This window comes from Salinifilum ghardaiensis, from assembly GCF_054491345.1.
Genome location: NZ_CM137101.1, coordinates 76483 through 91858, shown reverse-complemented (window position 1 = coordinate 91858; position 15376 = coordinate 76483). Strand labels below are relative to the sequence as shown.

Below are 15376 nucleotides of genomic sequence, written 5' to 3'. Positions count from 1 at the left end.
GGCAGACACGCTAATGCCGCGGCGATGAGTGAACAAAGTTGCCCGATACACGGGCGTCTGCGTCATTCGAATCGGCTGGAAACGGGCACGACACCCCACCGATCAGCCACGCTGAGTAGCAGTTCCCGCAGCGTGAACATCCCGTGAATCTTCTCGGTGATCACCCGGCCGCCGCCTTTCTCCACCACCCCCGATGAGTTAGGGTCGCCTAAGTCGGAGGTGAGCAGAGCAGTGGGCAACATGACGACATCGACATCCCGCCGACCCGCTACCCCGAGCCCGGCGGAGCGGGCGCGCACCATCGCCAAACGCGTCGGATGCGCAGAACTGCTGTCCTGCGGTGTGGAACCCGAGCGCAGCACCCCGCTGCTGCACCACGTGCACGCGGACGGCACCGCCACGGTGCTGCTCGACGACGACCACGCGTTCGTCGACCTCGCCCGGCGCTCCCCCAGGCGGGAGGTCGGCGCGGTGCTCGAGATCACCGACTCGGCGCCCGTGCCCGTGCGCGAACCCGTGCGCGGGCTGCTGTGGCTCACCGGGTGGGTCCGGCTGCTCGAGCACGAGGCCGCCGCGCGCGACGCCGTGCTCGCCGTCGCCGAGGAGCGCCCGGACTCCCGGCTGCTCGACGTGGGCCACGGCGCGTCCGTGCTGCGCGTCGAGTCCGCCTCGCTCGTCCTCGCCGACGCCGAGGAGAGCGGCGCCATCGCCCCCGCGGGGTTCCGCGCCGCCGAGCCCGACCCGTTCTGCCTGCTCGAGAACGGCTGGCTGCGGCACCTGGAAGTGGCCCACCGCGACGTCGTCGGGCTGCTGACCCGGCACCTGCCGGAAGAGCTGCGCGGCGGCCACCTGCGGCCGCTCGGCATCGACCGCTACGGCATCCGGCTGCGCGTGGAGTCCCCCGACGGGGACCACGACGTGCGGCTGGCCTTCTCCCGGCCCGCGACCACCACCGAGCACCTCAGCCACGAGCTGCGCCGCCTCGTCGGCTGCCCCTTCCTCGCCGCCCAGCAGAGCGGGTGAGCGCACCGGCGGAGCAGCACCCCGCCGGTGCACCGGCACCGCGTGCGCGATCGGTACGGTTCCGGCCGTGAGCCTGCGCGCCTGGCTGGCCCCGCCCCGCCCCGCACAGCCGGAAACGATCACCGGCCGGGCGGAGCGCCGCGCGATCCTCGCCGAGCTGCTGCTCGTGCTCACGATCACGCTCGGCCTGTCCGCGGCGCAGAGCCTGCTGTCGCTGGTCGACTCGCTGCTGACCCCCGAACCGCTGTCCGAGCAGCAGGTCGCCCTCAACGCCCCGGGCGCGCGGGTCGGCCTGCTGGACCTCGCGCACCAGCTGCTCGGCGCGCTGCGCCTGCTGGCCTGGGGAGCGCTCGGCGTGCTCCTGCTGTGGCGCAGCGGCCTCGGCCCGCGCCGCATCGGGCTGGACCGCACGCGGCCGCTGGCCGACGGCGCGGGCGGTGCCGGACTGGCAGCGCTGATCGGCCTGCCCGGTCTCGCGTTCTACCTCGCCGCGCACGCCGCGGGCCTCGCGCTGACCGTGCAGCCCTCCACGCTCGACGACACGTGGTGGCGCGCGCCGGTGCTCGTGCTGTCGGCCTTCGGCAACTCCTTCGCCGAGGAGGCGCTCGTCGTCGGTTACCTGCTCACGCGGCTGCGGCAGCTGGGCCACTCGGAGAACGCGGCGCTGTGGACCTCCGCGGTGCTGCGCGGGGCCTACCACCTCTACCAGGGCTTCGGCGGGTTCGTCGGCAACGTCGTCATGGGCCTCGTCTACGGCCGCGTCTGGCAGCGCACGAACCGGCTGTGGCCGCTCGTCCTCGGCCACGCCCTCATCGACGTGGTCGCCTTCACCGGCTACGCCCTGCTGCGCGGCCACGTCGGCTGGCTGCCGTGACCGGCGCGGCCGCGCCTCCGGAGGCCGCGCTCGCGGAACGCGCGGAACCCCGCGACCGCGGGATCCGGCGCGCAGCACTACTGGGGCCGCGGCAGCGCTACTAGGCTGTGGCGGCGTGACGCGCGCGCAGGTGGACAACGAGGTCGAACCGCTGCGAACGGTGCTGCTGCACCGCCCGGGCCCCGAGCTGAAGCGGCTCACGCCGCGCAACAGCGACCAGCTGCTCTTCGACGCGATCCCCTGGGTCGAGCGCGCCCGCGAGGAGCACGACGCGTTCGCGGAGCTGCTGCGGCAGCGCGGGGTGGAAGTGCTGCTGCTGCGCGACCTGCTCGAGGAGACGCTGCGGGACGAGCGCGCCCGCGCCGCGGCGGTGCACGCGGCCGTGCGGGAGCGGGAACTGGGCGAGCACGTGGCCGACGTGCTGCGCGCGCACCTGTCCGGCGCGGACGAAGCGGGACTGGCGGAGGTGCTCACCGCCGGGATGACCTTCGAGGAACTCCCGGACGGCGAGGAACGATCACTGGTGCGGCGGATGCGGCACCCGCACGACTTCGCCGTCGAGCCGCTGCCGAACCTGCTGTTCACCCGGGACTCCTCGGCCTGGCTCGGGCCGCGCGTGGCGATCGCCTCGCTGGCGATGCCCGCGCGGCGCCGGGAGTCGGCGCTGACCGATCTGATCTACGCCTACCACCCGCGGTTCACCCGCGCCCCCCGCGCCTACGGCGCCCACTCGGCACCGGTGGAGGGCGGCGACATCGTGCTGCTCGCACCCGGCGTGGTGGCGATCGGCGTGGGCGAGCGCACCACCCCGGCAGGTGCGGAGTCCCTGGCGCGCTCGCTGTTCGCCGACGGCCTGGCGCGGACCGTGCTCGTGGTGCCGATCGAGCAGGCGCGCGCGTCGATGCACCTGGACACGGTGTGCACGATGGTCGACCGGGACGCGGTGGTGATGTACCCGGCGGTGCGGGATGCGCTGCGCGCCTACACGCTGCGTCCGGCGGGCGAGGACGTGCGCATCGAGGGGCCCGCACCGTTCCTGGGCAGCGCCGCCGAGGCGATGGGCATCGAGCGGTTGCGGGTCATCGACACGGGGCTGGACCCGGTCACGGCCGAGCGCGAGCAGTGGGAGGACGGCAACAACACGCTGGCCCTGGGCCCCGGGGTGGTCGTGGCGTACGAGCGGAACGTGGAGACCAACGCCCGCCTCGAGGAGGCGGGCATCGAAGTCCTCCGCATCCGGGGATCCGAGCTCGGGTCGGGCCGGGGCGGACCGCGGTGCATGTCCTGCCCGGTGCTGCGGGGATGACCGCGGCCGCGCCGCGCGTCCCGACCGTCACACGGCGCCGCCGGCCGCTTCCGGCGCCGTCGGGTCCTGCCCGCCGTCGCCGAGCTGCTCGCGGGACAGGAAGGTCTCCACGTCGAACATGTTGCCGCGCGAGCGGTCCACGACGTTGAGCAGCGTGGACATCTGCGAGACCTCCTCGACCTGCTCCTTGAGGAACCAGTGCATGAACTGCTCGCCGATGTAGTCGTCCTCGGAGCGCGCGGCCTTGGCCAGGGCCTCGATTTCCCGGGTGACCTCCTGCTCCTGCTCCAGCGCGAGAGCGACGAGTTCGCGCGGTTCGCCGAATTCGTTGCGCACCGCCTCGATGGCCGGGATGCTCGGCGAGATCCCCCGGTCCAGGAGGAACTGGACGATCATCATGGCGTGGTTGCGCTCTTCCAGGGACTGCTTGTAGAAGTGCTGGGCCAACCGCGGCATGTCCTCGTTGTCGAACCAGGTCGCCACGGCGATGTACTGCTGCGACGACGTGAACTCGTTTTTGATCTGCTCCTGCAGAAGCTGGCGGAACTGCGAGTCCTGCTGTTGGAACTTCTCTGCTGTGGTCATGCCGCCAGCGTACTCTGGAACAAATCAAGATACATCCAAGGCAAGCCTCATGGAACTTTGGTTCGCCTTTCCTGCCGCCCGGGAAAGAAAGGCAAACCTCACCTTTCCCCACCGGCGCCCCGAATCCCGCGGGAGCGCTCTTTCCCGCCCTCGGGAACGCCCGCCCGGGCGCCCTCCGGGGCTCTCCCGGGGGTTTGCCGGGAACCCTCCCAGGCATCTTCCCAGGCATCCTCCCGCGGCGGAAGAATTGCGCGAATCACAGCAATCATGGCACAGATCATCAGAAATGTTCCATGCCACCACACCGAGCTTCCCGGTAACCGCCGACACGCGAAGAACTCCCGTTACCTCCTCCGAGAGGAGGACACTGGCAGCGCCGCACGCACTCCTCCGGAGCTGCCCCCCGCACTGCACCTCCCCGCCCCGGCCTCCCACCTCCCCGCACCTGCGCACTCTGGACTCGTTCCAGAGAGCGCAATTTTCATGAAAATTGCAAGCTGTCCCCACCCGTATGGAGCACAAACTGTCCCCAAGGGGGTGGGTTGTCCACAGGGAGACGGGTGGGGGATTGACGCCGGCGCGGCACCGTCAGGTCCTCCGGACGAGGCGAGGAGCTCGGTCGGGGCTCAGGCCTCAGGGGGTCTCGGCCTCCAGGCGGCGGCGCAGGGTGCTCAGCGCCTTGCTCGACTGGCTCTTCACCGTGCCGCAGCTGACGTCGAGCAGCTCGGCGATCTCCCCCTCGGACAGCCCGTCGAAGTAGCGCAGCACGAGCACCGCACGCTGGCGCTCGGGTAACGCCCGCAACGCCTGCCGGACCGGCTCGTCGTCCCACCGGTCCCGCTCGGGCTGCGCCGGAACCTCCGGGCACTCGGCGAACAAGGTCTCCCTGCCCGCGCGGCGCCACCGCGAGATGTGCGCGTTGACCATGGCCCGGCGGACGTACGCGGCCGGGTCGGCACCGCCGCGGATCCGCCCCCACTGCGCGCCGACCTTCTCCAGCACGGCCTGCACCAGGTCGGCAGCGTCGTTCGGATCCCCCGTCAACGCGTGGCCGTAGCGGAGCAGCTCGGGCAGACAAGCCCGGACGAACTCCGCGAACTCCTCGTCCCCCATGTCCCCTGCCGTTCCCGCCCCGGCACCACCGGGGGCTCGACGGGGCGCCCGTCCGCACCGGGAGCAGCGGCCGAAGCACCGCTGCTCCCCCTCAGCCGAGTGCCGACGGAACACGCCGGTTCACCGACTCAGCTTGCCCCCGGTGGAGGATGAACGCCCGACGGGCGGGAACGCCGCGACTCAGCGCACGGTGACCTGGCGGCCGCGCAGCCCTTCGCGGACGCGCCGCTCGTCCGCGGACAGCGGCGCGTCGTCCAGCGAGGCCAGCGCCTCCTCGAGCCGCGCCCCCAGCGCGGCCGCGGAGTCCTCCCACTCGCGGGCGTGGGCTTCGCGGTCGACGTCCCAGACCGGAACGAGCAGCCCGTGCGCGCGGAACGAACCGGCGTAGCGGGTCCCCTCGCCGAGGTCGAGCTGATCGCGGTGGCTCAACCGGGCCAGCGCCGCCACCAGCCGGTCCTCCGGCTCGGGGCGAACCCAGCGCACGTGCGCCTTGCTGCCGGTGTCCACCCAGTACGCCGAACGCACCCCGCGCAGCCGCACCGTCGGTGTGATCGCCGCGTTGGCGCGTTCGAGCGACGTGGCGATCTCGCCGGTGGGCTCGACGCCCTCCGGCAGCCACCAGGAGAAGTCCTCGTGCGTGACGACGTCCAGGTCCGCCGCGGGGTCGAGCAGGTCCTGCAGGCGCGTCGGCACCGCATCCGCGGCGGCGTCCTCCGGTCCGACCACGGACAGCGTGGACCCGGCCGCGGCCTCGCGGACCCACTGCACCGCGCGCGCCACGTCACGGCTGACGTCACCGGAGCGCGTCTGCACCTGCATGCCCACGAAGGCCTGCCCGTCGGTGCGGCACATCGCCGCGGCGGCCACCGGGAGCACGCTGGCCGCGGTGACCTCGCCGCCCTCGACCAGCGGGAGCCGCGCCGTGGCCGCGGGCACGAACTCGCGCAGCGCCACCAGCTCGCACTCGGCCGCCAGGCCTTCGAAAGGCCTGGTCACGATGACGTCGGCAGCGCCCTTCCGCTTGCCGTGGCACGCCTTGTACCGCTTGCCCGAACCGCAGGGGCAGGGCTGCCGGGGGCTCACTCCGCCGGAGGGGGTCTCGGAGGTGGTTCGCTCGGGCACCGGGATCTCCCGCCTTGTGCACGCGCGGCCGCGCGGACGACGATCATTGCTCCCCGCACGGTATCCCAGGCGTTCGGGCAGCCGACGCGGCGGAACCAGCCGCAGCCGGCGCGCAGCACCGGCGCGCAGTCTGACCTGCCGGGGAATGCAGCAGCGGCCTCAGCTGTCCTCGCACTGCTGCCCGCTCTCGGAGTGCCACCGGGGGCGGACGGCCCCGAGCGCGCTGCTCAACACCCCTCCTGACCAGGGGTTTGGACATTTCTCGAGAAATGCGCAAACCCCTCGATGCGGTGAGGCGCTTGCGAAATGGCCGCCATCGTGCCAAGCGGCTCGATCGAGCGGGCCACGCGACCTCCGGAGCTCCGCATTTCCACGCCGCAAGCGGCCACGAGTCGGCCCGCCGCGCCGTCGGTCCGCCGCGATGCCACCGCCGCAGGCCGGCCGCACCGTCAGGCGGCCACGCGCTCGGCCGGGGCGAGCCGGTTCAGATGGCTGCGGGTGGCCGCGGGCGCGTTCGTCGCGAGGTACCGCACCCCGGCCTGCCGGCACAACGCGACGTCGTCCGGGGCGTCCACGGTCCAGCAGTAGGTGCCGTGCCCGTGCCGCGCGGCGCGGGCGACGAACCCGGGGTCGGAGCGGACGACGTCGATGCCCGGCCCGGCGTGGTCGACCCACGGGGGCAGGGCGCCGGAGCGCCAGCGCCGCCCGCCCTCGAACAGCAGCACCGTCGGCACGGTGGGGGCGAGCCCGCGGAAGCGGCGCACAGCGGCGGAGGAGAAGGACATCATCACCGCCGAGGGATCGTGCTCTCCTGCGGTGAGCATGCCGTGGCGGTGCAGTTCGCCCGCCAGGAGCCGCTCGACGAGACCGCCGTAGCGGACCGGGTGCTTGGTCTCGACGAACAGCCGCACCGGCCGGGCGAAGTCGCGGATCATCCCGAGCAGTTCGGGCAGCGTCAGCACGCCGCGCTCGGGGGCCGGCGGGTCGCACAGCAGCCGGTCCGCCGAGGCCGGCCAGCGCCGCTGCCAGCTGCTGAAGTCCCAGCCGGACATCGCGGGAACGGTCAGGGTGCTCACCACGCCGCTTCCGCTGGACGTGCGGTCCACGCGGCGGTCGTGCACGAGGACGAGCTGGCCGTCCCTGCTCACGCGGACATCGCACTCGACGGCGTCGGCGCCCTGTCGCATGGCCAGTTCGTAGGCGCCGCGCGTGTGCTCGGCGCGGTCGGCCGAGGCTCCACGATGCGCGACGACTTCCGGGGTCGACTGCGGCACACCCTCAGTGTGCTGACGCAGCGTGAACAGTGTCCGCCAACTGTGACCTACACGGCGAAAGTGTCACCGAGGTGAGGTACGGGGGCGTGCACGCCGCGGAGGCAGTTCGGCCCCGCGCACCGCGACGACGCGGTCGCGCCGCAGCTCGGTCGGGTCGAGCGGCGCGAGCAGCCGCCGCAGGTGCAGCACCACCCGGGACGACAGCACGGCCACTGCCGCGGCCACCGCGGCGATCCACGCGTGCAGCAGCACGCCGTCGGCCTCCGCCTGCACGCCGTCGCGGAAACCCCAGGCGATCCCGGTCCAGCCGAGCAGCAGGCTCGCCGACCAGCACGCCCACCACACGCGGACCAGCGGCGACGGCACCGGCCGCCCGGACGAGCTGCGGTCGCCGGTGCCGATCAGCGCGGTGTGCTCCAGCTCCGCCAGCGCGGCACCGGGCACGATCAGGTTCCACCCGGGCACGAGCGTCCCGAGCACCACGGTCCAGTCCGAGCGGGCGTTGCGCACCCCGGCGCCCCGGGCCGCCGCGGTCCGCGCGCGCACCAACCACACCAGCGCGTACCCCGCGCTGATCACCGCCGCGACCAGCAGCAGCGTTTCGCTGAGCACCACGAGCGCGTCCGAGGCGGCCACCACCGCCGCCGACAACGTGCCCGAGCGGCTCATCAGCAGCAGCCCGTAGCGCCACAGCTCGGCACCGAGGGCCAGCAGCGCCACGACGGCGGTGCACCGCAGCCACAGGGCGGTCGGCCGCGTGATCGCGGCCGTGCGGGCGCCCGCGTCCGCGCGCAGGTCCGCGGGCACGCCCCGCGGCCGCCGCCACGCCACCCGCGGGAAGCCCCACCGGGGCGGGGCGGCGTACGCGGGCGGACCGGTGTAGCGGTGCGGGCCGCGGCGCACCGGCCGGGAGCGCGGAGCTCCCGGCGGTGTGGCGACCCACCGCACCGGTGGGCGCTGCGGCTCCGCGGTCACAGCACGTACGGCTCCGCGTCCGGGTCATCGGAGACCACGCTGCGCCCGTTCGCGGCCCAGCCGTTCATCCCGCGCTCGACGTTGACCGCGTCCCAACCGTTGGCGTTCAGGTACGCGGTGACCTTGGACGACCGGCCGCCGGAACGGCAGATGACGTACAGCTGGTCGGCCTCGGGCACCTCGTCGAGCCGCTGGGGGACCTCCGCCATGGGGATGTGCACCGCCTCGGGGGCGTGGCCCGCGGTCCACTCCTCGTGCTCGCGGACGTCCAACAGGGCGCTGCCCTCAGGGATCTGCGCGGGCATGTCCTCCGGCTGCACACCGGGAATCTGACCAGGCACTGGAGTAGTCACGCCCCGATGCTGCCACGCGGGCCCGGCCGCGCGCCGCCGGGTCGGCGGGCGCGGGCCGGGCCCGCTGCCGGTGTTCCGGTCGCTCAGCGCTCGAGCGCTCAGTGCTCGGCCGTGGCCTTCTCGGCCCCGGCGCCGGTCAGCGACCGCACCTCCATCTCCGCGTACTTCTCCGCGTCGTGGGGCTCCTTGCTCAGCACCGTGCCCAGGTAGCCGAGCAGGAACGACAGCGGGATGGACACCAGGCCCGGGTTGGACAGCGGGAACCAGGCGAAGTCCGCGCCCGGGAGCATCGCGTCCTCCGAACCGGACACCGCCGGCGAGAAGACGATCAGCCCGACGGTGCTGATGAGACCGCCGTAGATGCTGCACAGCGCACCGGTGGTGTTGAACCGCTTCCAGAACAGCGAGTACAGCAGCGTCGGCAGGTTCGCCGAGGCGGCCACCGCGAAGGCCAGCGCCACGAGGAAGGCCACGTTCTGCCCGTTCGCGGCGATCCCGCCGAGGATCGACACGAGGCCGATGACCACGGCGGTGATCCGGGCGACCTTGACCTGCTTCTCGCTGTCCTCCTCGCCGCGCTTGATCACGTTGGTGTAGATGTCGTGCGCGAACGAGGCGGAAGCGGTGATGGTCAGGCCGGCCACCACGGCGAGGATCGTGGCGAAGGCGACCGCGGAGATGAACCCGAGCAGCAGCGGGCCGCCGATCACGAAGGCCAGCAGCGGCGCCGCCGCGTTCTCCCCGCCCGGCGCGTTCTCGATCGTCTCCGGGCCCACCAGGGCCGCCGCGCCGTAGCCGAGCACGAGCGTGAACAGGTAGAACAGCCCGATCAGCCAGATGGCCCAGACGACCGAGCGGCGCGCCTCCTTCGACGTCGGCACGGTGTAGAAGCGCATGAGCACGTGCGGCAGACCCGCCGTGCCCAGCACCAGGGCCACGCCGAGCGAGACGAAGTCCAGGCGGCTCATCGCCGACTCGCCGTACTTCGCACCCGGGTTGAGCAGCGCCTCACCGCCCGGGCCCGCGCTGTCCACGGCGGAGCCCATCAGCCCCGAGAGGTTGAACCCGAACATGGCCATGACCCACACGGTCATGACACCGGTGCCGGCGATGAGCAGCGCGGCCTTGACGATCTGCACCCACGTGGTGCCGCGCATCCCGCCGATGAGCACGTACACGATCATGATCATGCCGACGATCGCGATGACCAGCGACTGCCCGGCGCGGCTGCCGATGCCGAGCAGCAGCGCGACGAGCCCGCCCGCACCGGCCATCTGCGCCAGCAGGTAGAAGAAGGTCACGGCCAACGTGGACAGCGACGCCGCGGTCCGCACGGGGCGTTCCCGCATGCGGAAGCTGAGCACGTCGGCCATCGTGTAGCGGCCGGTGTTCCGCAGCAGCTCGGCCACCAGCAGCAGGGCCACGAGCCACGCGACGAGGAAGCCGATCGAGTACAGGAACCCGTCGTAGCCGTAGACGGCGATGGCCCCCGCGATCCCGAGGAACGAGGCGGCCGAGAGGTAGTCACCGGAGATGGCGATGCCGTTCTGCGCGCCCGAGAACGCGCGCCCGGCGGCGTAGTAGTCGGTGGCGCTGCGCGTGTTGCGGCTGACGCGGAACACGATCACGAGCGTGGCCACCACGAACAGGGTGAAGATCGCGATGTTCAGCCACCGGTTCTCCGAGGTGGGGCTCTGCGCGAGCGGGGAGAGCTCGAGTGCGGGCCGGATCACCGGTCGTCTCCTTCCACTTCCTCCCGGATGCGCTCGGCAGCCGGGTCCAGCCGTCGGTTGGCGAAACGCACGTACAGCGTGGTGATCGCGAAGGTCGACACGAACTGCAGCAGGCCCAGCACCAGGCCGACGTTGATGTTGCCGACCAGCTTGATGCTCATGAACCCGTGCGCGTAGTCGGCGAGCAGCACGTAGATCAAGTACCACGCCAAGAACAGCGCGGACACCGGGAAGACGAAGCGGCGCAATCGCCGCCGCAGGTCCGCGAACTCGGAACCGGCTTGCACGTCGGCCCAGGTCTCGGGAGGATTTCCCGCCCCGGGCTCGTGCTCGTCAGTCGTGCTCACTGTGCTCCTTCCACATAGCGGCTCCCCAACTCGGAACCGACGTCGCTGTCGCCCCTGGACAGTCGATTCGGCCTGCGAACGCTACGGAGGCGTGCAGGAATTGTGAAGGGACGCCGGAAGGCGCGGGTCTAACGATCGAGTGACGCCGGCGGGGGTTCCCGCACATTCCACAGGGGACTGCACCCGTTCAGCGGTTGACCCGGGAATTCCCGCCGCTCGGCGAGGTGGTTCCGCCGCTGTCAATGCTCCGCGCGGAGCATTTCCGCGCGCGGAGGTCCCGTGGGCGGGCTACTCGCGGTGGTGCCGCCCGCCGCGCCGCGGGACCTGCGCGTCGTGCCGCGGTCCCGGTTCCCGCTCGTGGAAGCCCAACCGGTCCGGCGCGTGCAGCCGCAGCATCACCCGGCCCGCGCGGGGCGGCACCCGGCCGCGCGTCGCCGCGCTCACCGCCCAGGTCACCGCGAACGCCAGCGGGACGGTCACCAGCGCGGGCTGGCCGAGCAGCGCCGACCACCACACCTCCGCACCCGCCCCGGCGAGCACGTGCGCCACCAGCGACACCAGCACCAGCACCCCGCCGGTCACCATGCCGCTGAGCGCGCCCGCCGCGGTCAACCCGCGCCACCACACCCCCAGCACCAGCACCGGGCCGAACGTCGAAGCGGCCAGCGCGAACGCCATGCCCACGCTGCGCACCAGGTCCTGCCCGCCGACCACCAGCGCCACCAGGGCGGCCACCAGGCACGCCGCCACCGCCATCGAGCGCACGTCCCGGAAGCGCTCCGGCACCACGTCCACCGCCAGCACCCCGGCCAGGCTCACCACCAGACCGGTCGATGTGGACAGGAACGCCGCGAACGCACCGGCACCCGTCACCGCAGCGAGCAGGCCGCCCACCCAGTTGTCCAGCATCGCCTGCGGAAGCAGCAGCACCGCCGCGTCCGTGCGGCCGGTGACGAGCAGCTGCGGCACGTACAACCGGGACAGCAGCCCGAACACCGCGGGGAACAGGTAGAACGCGGCCAGCAGCGCCAGCACGTACAACGCGGTGCGCCGCGCCGCATGCCCGTTCGGGTTCGCGTAGAAGCGCGCCAGCACGTGCGGCAGCCCCATCGTGCCGAAGAACGTCGCCACCAGCAGCGAGTACGTCTCCACCAGCTCGCCCGCACCACCGCTGAACGGCCGCAACCACTCCGCGTTGGTCGCCTCCGCACCGAGGACGACCGGCGCCGGGCTGCCCGCCGGGAACCGCAGCTCGCTTCCCGCGCTGATCTCGTGCTCGCCCGGCTGCAGCTGCACGGTGCTCACCTGCCCGCCGGTGCGCTGCTCCAGCCGGGCCGGAGCGGTGACGCGCAGGAGCACGTCGGTGTCCACCGACACCGTCGTGGCGTGCTCGAACACGGGCGGCGCCGGTGCGTCCAGCTCCTGCGGCACGTCCGCCCGCGCGCCCAGGAACACCACGAACAGGGCGAACGCGGGCAGGGTGACGGCGAAGAGCTTCACCCAGTACTGGAAGGCCTGCACCACGGTGATCGCCCGCATGCCACCGGTGAGCACGCTGGTCACCACCACCGCGACGACGACGGCCAGGGCCGCGGCGAACCGCAGCCCCGTCGCCGCGGCCAGCGTCGACCCCGCTCCCTGCAGCTGCGGGACGAGGTACATCAGACCGGCGAGCACCACGAACGCGGTGCACACCCGCCGCAGCCGCGGCGAGTCCAACCGGGCCTCGGCGAAGTCCGGCAGCGTGTACGCGCCGGAGCGGCGCATCGGGGCGGCCACGAACAGCAGCAGCGCCAGGTACCCCGCGGCGAAGCCGACCGGGTACCACAGCGCGTCCGCGCCCTCCTTGACCACCAGCCCCGCCACGCCGAGGAAGGAGGCGGCGGAGAGGAACTCGCCCGAGATCGCCGCGGCGTTGCGCTCGGCCGGCACGAGGCGGCGCGCGGCGGACGGGTCCGTCGTCGTGCGGGCCGAACGCACCGCCCACAGGCCGATCGCCAGGGTCGCACCGGCGATGGCCACCATGCCGGTCAGCGACCACGGGTCCGGCGTCACTGCTGCTCCACCATGTGCACGAACTCCCGCTCGTGGCGTTCGGCGAACCGCGTCGCCACGACGCCGACCAGCAGCAGGAACGGGTAGATCAGCACTCCCACCAGCAGCCACGGCAGCGGGACGCCGAGCACGCTCGCGCGCGCGAACGCCGGGAACGCCCACAGCAGCAGCGGCAGGGACAGCAGCACGAGCGCGGGCAGCCCAGCGGCCGCGAGCACCGTGCGCAGCTGCGCGCGGACGAGGTGGCGCACCAGCACCTCACCGACGCTGGTCTGCTCCTCCAGCTCCATCATGGTGCGCGCGACCTGCCGGGTCCGCCGCCGGTCGGCCAGCACCACGCGCTTCCGGCGGGGTCGGGAGGACGTGGCGAACCGGCCGCGCCGGTCCGCGATCTGGCGGGTCATGCGCTCGCGGACCATGACGTCGCGCTACTCCCAGCCCTGGCGCGGGGCCCGCACCAACCGGTCCTTCAACTCCCGCGTGTGCCTGCGGCTGACCGGCAGCTCCTCCTCGGGGTCGCCGAGCACGACCGAGTACCCCGAGGAGGACATGCGCAGCTCGGTCACCTGCGCCAGGGACACCAGGTACGAGCGGTGGATCCGCAGGAACCCGGCGTCGCCCCACCGCTCCTCCAACTGCGCCAGCGGGATGCGCACCAGGTGCGAGCCCTCCGCGGTGTGCAGGCGGGCGTAGTCGCCCTGGGCCTCGACCCAGCGCACCGACCGGCGCGGCACGAGCTTCGTGGTGCCGGCGAGTTCGACGGGGATGACCTCGTCGTCCTCACCGGGGTCGGAGGAGGTCAGCGCCTCCTGCTGGGTGCCGGGCTCGACCGCCGCGTTCACCCGCGCGTCGCGTTCCACGGCCCGCAGCGCGCGGTCCACGCGCTCGGTGTCCGCGGGTTTCATGATGTAGTCGATCGCGCCGACCTCGAAGGCCTCCAGCGCGTTCTCCTCGTGGCCGGTGATGAACACCAGCGCCGGCGGGCGGCGGAACGCGGAGAGCACGCGCGCGAGCTCCATGCCGCTGAGGCCGGGCATGGACACGTCGGCGAACACCACGTCGACGGGGGGTAAGTCCTCGGCCACCCGCCGCGCGAGCTCCGGGTCGTCGCCGCGCAGCACGCGCAGCGCCTCCGCCGCGTCGAACACGCTGATCACGCGCCCCACGCGGGGATTCGACTCCAGCAGGTACTTCGTCTCGTCGAGCCCGGCCACCTCGTCGTCCACGGCGAGGACGACGAGTCCGGAAGTGTGCTCTCGGGTACTCACTGCACTGCCACACCCTGCCGCGCCGACGGCGCACTGTCCACGTCTCCACCCAGCCCCGCACTGCGCGGTCCACGCCGCGCGATCCCGCACCGCGGTCAGCACCGCTCGGTGATCCACGACATGCGCTGGGTGTTCAAAAGTACGTGCTCACGCAACGCACAGAACACCGGGGCAGCCCCGGAGGTCGTGACGCGCCGCAGTGACCGGTCCCCGCGCCCGGAACGCGGGCGCCCGCACCGGCCCCGCTGGTGCTCGCAGCCGGTTCACAGCCCGAAGCGCGACCACAGCGCCCGGTGCTCCAGCGCCTCCACTGTGGACATGACCGGGTCCGACCCGCCGAGCAGCGAGCCGAGCCCGGTGGACGCCGGCGAGGACACGCCCAGCCGCGCCAGCAGCGGTTTGCGCGGCTCGACGGAGACCAGGTGCGCGTCCGGGAACTTCTCGCGCACGACCGAGCGCATCGTGCCCAGGCCGTCGAGCAGGCCGAGGTCGACCCCCTTGCGCCCGGTGTAGACCTCGCCGCTGAACAGCTCCTCGCTGTCGGCGAGCCGGTCCGCGCGGCGCGCGGTGACCCACTCGCGGAACTGCTGGTGCAGTTCGTTCTGCATCCCGGTCAGCCACTCGACGTCGTCGTCCTTCTCCGGGCGGTACGGGTCGAGCCGCACCTTGTTCTCACCGGCCGCGTGCACGCGGCGTTCCACGCCGATCCGGTCCAGCAGGCCGTGCAGCCCGAACCCGGCGGTCACCACGCCCACCGAACCGATCATCGAGGTGCCGTGCGCGTAGATCTCGTCGCCCGCGCAGGCCAGCCAGTACCCGCCGGAGGCGGCGACGTCCTCGCAGAACGCCAGCACGGGCACGTCCTTGTCCTTCGCGAGCTCGCGGATGCGCTCGGCCACCAGGGCCGACTGGGTGGGCGAACCGCCGGGCGAGTTGATGGCCAGCGCCACCGCCTGCAGCCGGTCGTGCGCGAACGCCCGCGACAGCGCGGTCTCCACGTTCTGCATCGAGATCGTGGGGCGGCTGACCGGCGAGGGCGTCGAGGTGATCACGCCGTGCAGCCGGACGGCGGCGACCACCGGTCCGCGCTCGGCGCGCTCGCCCAGCTTGCCCGGCAGCTTGCTCGGCAGGCCGGTGAGCACATCGCTGAACTTCTGCGGAGTCTTGTCGGTCATGCTCCGCACGCTACCGAGCCGCGCCGCCTCGTCCCACCGGCCACGCCAGCAGGTGTGGACAGCTCGCAGGGCTGTGGATCACCAACCGCAGTCTTCACCACAACGGATGATCACGTGCCTGCCGTTCCTTCCCCGTCCAGGTGATCCCGCCATCCGGGTGATCGCGCTCGTGC

General features: G+C 72.7%; 15 protein-coding genes. 3 read left to right on the top strand and 12 right to left on the bottom strand.

The features are described from left to right. Window positions 1–240: 240 nt before the first annotated feature. From ACVGV0_RS00400 to ACVGV0_RS00390, 3 genes are all read left to right on the top strand, one after another. Entirely contained in the window at window positions 241–1023 is a 783-nt protein-coding gene (locus tag ACVGV0_RS00400) for a DUF2470 domain-containing protein (RefSeq protein WP_459157850.1), read from the top strand. A 73-nt stretch (window positions 1024–1096) separates the two neighbouring features. Beyond that, a complete protein-coding gene (locus tag ACVGV0_RS00395) occupies window positions 1097–1897 on the top strand; it encodes a CPBP family intramembrane glutamic endopeptidase (RefSeq protein WP_459160120.1) in 801 nt (266 codons plus the stop codon). Window positions 1898–2027: 130 nt separating this feature from the next. Further along, on the top strand, window positions 2028–3203 hold the full coding sequence (locus ACVGV0_RS00390) for an arginine deiminase (protein WP_459160119.1): 1176 nt from the start codon (window positions 2028–2030) through the stop codon (window positions 3201–3203). A gap of 27 nt (window positions 3204–3230) precedes the next feature. On the opposite strand, the gene ACVGV0_RS00385 is transcribed toward ACVGV0_RS00390, so the two are convergent. The 12 genes from ACVGV0_RS00385 to ACVGV0_RS00330 form a co-directional block, all read right to left on the bottom strand. Then, the gene (locus ACVGV0_RS00385; RefSeq protein WP_459157849.1) at window positions 3231–3788 is read right to left on the bottom strand and encodes a ferritin; all 558 of its coding nucleotides are present in this window, start codon (window positions 3786–3788) and stop codon (window positions 3231–3233) included. Between the two features lie 633 nt (window positions 3789–4421). Further along, window positions 4422–4901, bottom strand: a complete 480-nt coding sequence (locus ACVGV0_RS00380) for a SigE family RNA polymerase sigma factor (RefSeq protein WP_459157848.1) — start codon at window positions 4899–4901, stop codon at window positions 4422–4424. Window positions 4902–5081: 180 nt separating this feature from the next. Then, entirely contained in the window at window positions 5082–6023 is a 942-nt protein-coding gene (locus tag ACVGV0_RS00375) for a DUF5926 family protein (RefSeq protein WP_459157847.1), read from the bottom strand. 449 nt (window positions 6024–6472) lie between these two features. Beyond that, window positions 6473–7297, bottom strand: a complete 825-nt coding sequence (locus ACVGV0_RS00370) for a glycerophosphodiester phosphodiesterase family protein (protein ID WP_459157846.1) — start codon at window positions 7295–7297, stop codon at window positions 6473–6475. 63 nt (window positions 7298–7360) lie between these two features. Beyond that, window positions 7361–8272 carry a DUF4328 domain-containing protein gene (locus tag ACVGV0_RS00365; RefSeq protein WP_459157845.1) on the bottom strand — a complete coding sequence of 304 codons (912 nt, stop codon included), beginning with the start codon at window positions 8270–8272 and terminating at the stop codon, window positions 7361–7363. Then, window positions 8269–8577, bottom strand: a complete 309-nt coding sequence (locus ACVGV0_RS00360) for a rhodanese-like domain-containing protein (RefSeq protein ID WP_459160118.1) — start codon at window positions 8575–8577, stop codon at window positions 8269–8271. The genes ACVGV0_RS00365 and ACVGV0_RS00360 overlap by 4 nt, the downstream gene beginning before the upstream one ends. Window positions 8578–8723: 146 nt before the next feature. Then, the gene (locus tag ACVGV0_RS00355) at window positions 8724–10355 is read right to left on the bottom strand and encodes a solute symporter family protein (protein WP_459160117.1); all 1632 of its coding nucleotides are present in this window, start codon (window positions 10353–10355) and stop codon (window positions 8724–8726) included. After that, on the bottom strand, window positions 10355–10705 hold the full coding sequence (locus tag ACVGV0_RS00350; protein ID WP_459157844.1) for a DUF485 domain-containing protein: 351 nt from the start codon (window positions 10703–10705) through the stop codon (window positions 10355–10357). The genes ACVGV0_RS00355 and ACVGV0_RS00350 overlap by 1 nt, the downstream gene beginning before the upstream one ends. Window positions 10706–10993: 288 nt before the next feature. Beyond that, window positions 10994–12760 (bottom strand): sodium/solute symporter, encoded by a 1767-nt coding sequence (locus ACVGV0_RS00345; protein WP_459157843.1) that lies wholly within the window; start codon window positions 12758–12760, stop codon window positions 10994–10996. Continuing rightward, on the bottom strand, window positions 12757–13164 hold the full coding sequence (locus ACVGV0_RS00340) for a hypothetical protein (RefSeq protein ID WP_459157842.1): 408 nt from the start codon (window positions 13162–13164) through the stop codon (window positions 12757–12759). The genes ACVGV0_RS00345 and ACVGV0_RS00340 overlap by 4 nt, the downstream gene beginning before the upstream one ends. 24 nt (window positions 13165–13188) lie before the next feature. Next, a complete protein-coding gene (locus ACVGV0_RS00335; protein WP_459157841.1) occupies window positions 13189–14028 on the bottom strand; it encodes a LytR/AlgR family response regulator transcription factor in 840 nt (279 codons plus the stop codon). A 263-nt stretch (window positions 14029–14291) separates the two neighbouring features. Then, entirely contained in the window at window positions 14292–15203 is a 912-nt protein-coding gene (locus ACVGV0_RS00330) for a S49 family peptidase (protein ID WP_459157840.1), read from the bottom strand. Window positions 15204–15376 lie beyond the last annotated feature (173 nt).